Source organism: Nocardia sp. NPDC004568, from assembly GCF_040609955.1.
GTDB lineage: Bacteria > Actinomycetota > Actinomycetes > Mycobacteriales > Mycobacteriaceae > Nocardia.
The window spans coordinates 1-2,821 of the sequence record NZ_JBEXLL010000170.1 but is presented as its reverse complement, the minus strand read 5'-3'; the positions used below and the strand labels follow the sequence as shown (position 1 = coordinate 2,821).

At 64.4% G+C, this 2,821-nt stretch carries 1 protein-coding gene; it reads right to left on the bottom strand.

Annotated elements, in window-relative coordinates; all coding sequences use genetic code 11:
- The coding region (locus ABZV91_RS32315; protein WP_355249507.1) for a hypothetical protein at positions 1 to 2,002 on the bottom strand (2,002 nt) is incomplete at its 3' end.
- Positions 2,003 to 2,821 lie beyond the last annotated feature (819 nt).

Here is a 2,821-nt window from a genome sequence, read left to right as displayed (position 1 = left end):
CGGCGGTGTGGGCGTGGTGTTGTTCGGCCAGGGCTTCGCCGTGCGCGGTCGCGGCGGTGCGGTAATGGACGATGGCGATCTGGGCGCCGTCGTGGTTGGTTCGGGCCAGCAGGTCATCGGTCACCGAGGTGTAGAAGCCGGCAGTACCTTCGAAACCGGCGCGGCCCGCCCGTGCGGGCCACTGCTCGTTCTCGTCCGGATTGGACGAACGTCCCAGCATCAACGCGTGCAACCCGCCACGATCATTGATCTTGTCGCTGATCACCACATCGAAACCACGGCCCAGCATCGGGGTGCCGATGGTCACCCGCCCCAGAACTTGTTGTTTTTCTATACCGTTTTCTTTGTATTTGTGTATATATTGGCCTCCAGCGAGGTCTCTGACCTTCTGCAGGCCTTCCTCTGCCTTGTTGTTGTCGCGGAATTCGGCGAACCATTCGCCATCGATCGTTTCCATCGATTCTTCGACGACCCCGGCCTTTTTCAACATCAGCGAGAACTTGTGTGCCGTATCAGGGAAGGGGCTGATCACCAGCACCGGCCGCCCTAATGCCTGCAACTCCTTCACCCGCAGAACAGCGGCCTTCAATCTCTCGGTATCGGTGTGGAACACACGATCGGGTTCCACCACCAGATTCGAGGTCTGGTATGTGGGTACTTTCGCAAAACCACCCGCACCCGGGAAGTTCTGCTGGATCTCGGCCACGGTCCGTTCCATCGTGCCCGACATCAGCAGCAGACGCTTATAGCGGGCGAGCACCTCGCCGATTGTGGACTCCGTCATCCCCTTCCCGTCGGTGAATACGCTGTACCCGTAGATCGCCTCCAGCATCTTGTGCCGGCCACCGAACCAGCGACTATCGGTATTGATCTTCGGATTACTGAGAGGTTTCCCGTACTGATCCAGAATCTGGATCTTGCCGTCGAAAGCGATGAAGTCCCGACGCTCCTTCAGACGACCCGCCTTGTAGTCCAGGAAAGCTTCGGCCATCCTGAGGTCTTCCTCTGTGAACGCCTGACCGGTATGCCGTTTCCACAGTTCACTCACGATCGCGAGCGAAAAATCAGGTCGCCGACGCAGGGTCTGCGACGTCAGCTCCCGCGCCATCCTCCACTCGTCGGCGGTGAACGCCCGACCACCGAGCGCAGCGAGCTCTTTCCACAATTTCTCTTCGCGAAGATTCCTGCGCTTGCTTATCAAATCGTCTGCAAGGAATTCCTTTCGCTGGCCCATCAAAACAGCCTTCATGAAATCCCGCAGCCGCTCCACATGCACTTTCTCGGCCGCCGGCGCCTCGACACGTTCCCCGTCGGAAAGATAGTGTGTTTTCCGGTTGTGTACCAGTACCGCGTCCGCCTCGTCGATCGTCGCGGATTCCCCCGGCGGCGGCCGCTTGAACAAATCAGCGGACACCAGCTCATCATCGGTCATGAAATAGGCGGTCGGCCGATCCGGTTCCCCCGGTGGGTTCTGCGGATCCCACCGGGAGGCCTCATAACCCAGACTGCGCATCATGTGCGTGAATTCCCGAAACGCACTGTTGGCCAACACCTGGGTCGTGGTCACTGTCTGGTCGACCCGCATAATCTGCCCGCTCGACAGCTCGACCGGCGCACTACGCGAAAGTCGCTGCAACGCCTCCAGCCCCGCAACGATCGTCTTGCCCTCCCCGGTGTTCATCTGAAGCGACGCGAACCCACGCTGACCGAGCAACCACGCAGTCGCCTGAGTCCAGCGCGGCACCTTCTCTATCCCCCAAGCCATCGAAGCCAACGTCCGCAACAAGGCCTCCACAGGGTCACCGTGCTCGAGCACAGCCCTGCGCTGCTCCCACGATTCAGCGGCCAACTCCCCCTCCCGCAGCCCATACAACCGCACCGCATCCTCAGCCGCCGCCTGGAACTGACTCACCTGCTCGACGGTGGCCGCCGTCCTATCCACCGAGAACGGCAGATCCGCGATCTTCCGCTCCAACACCTCGGCCAGCAGCCGGTCACTCACCACCGCATCCGACACCCCACCCGCAACATCCTGATCAGCATCGACCCGATCCCCGTCCTTCGAGCCCGATTCGGGCCCGCGGTCCCCCTCAGACCCGACCCTGTCATCCACCGACACCCCCGACGCGCCCTCATCGGCGGTCGAACCACTCTCACCTCCCCGAGCCTCGACCCGCGATCCGGCACCCGGCTCGGCGGAATCCCCGGGTGCCGACACCGATCCGCCCAACCCAGCCGACCCGGCCACATCTGCACCCGCACCAGACCCCGGCCCGCCCATCGGCCGAGCACTGGCGCCATCACCACCGACACCACCGTGACCCCACTCGACCCGAGGCACGAACTCCGCCGGTATCACCGCACCATCACCCCCCGGCGCCACAATCGGTCGTCCCCCAGACGCACCCACCCGCGCAGGGTCGGTCACCGCCACACGCGATTCCGCCGACACACCGCGCTCCCCCCCAGCACCCCGGCCCGTCTCCGCTCGCACCCCACCCTGGCCCTCGACACCCCCGCCCGCCTCGACATCCACCGGATTCCCAGCCGGCTGCACCCCTGGCCGCGCCACCGCAGCCGCAGCAGGCGCGGCAACCTCCCCGGGCATCGACACCAGCCCCGCACCGGCATCCGACCCGACCACGGTCGCCAACCCGGCCGACGTAGCCAGATACCCACCCTCACCGGACCCCGCCCCGCCCGCCGGCCGAGCACCGCCACCCTCCCCACCCACACCACCGAGACCCCGATCCGTCCGCGGCACGAACCCAGGCACCACCGGCGCAATCGCCGCACCATCATCCCCGAGCACCTTCCCGGC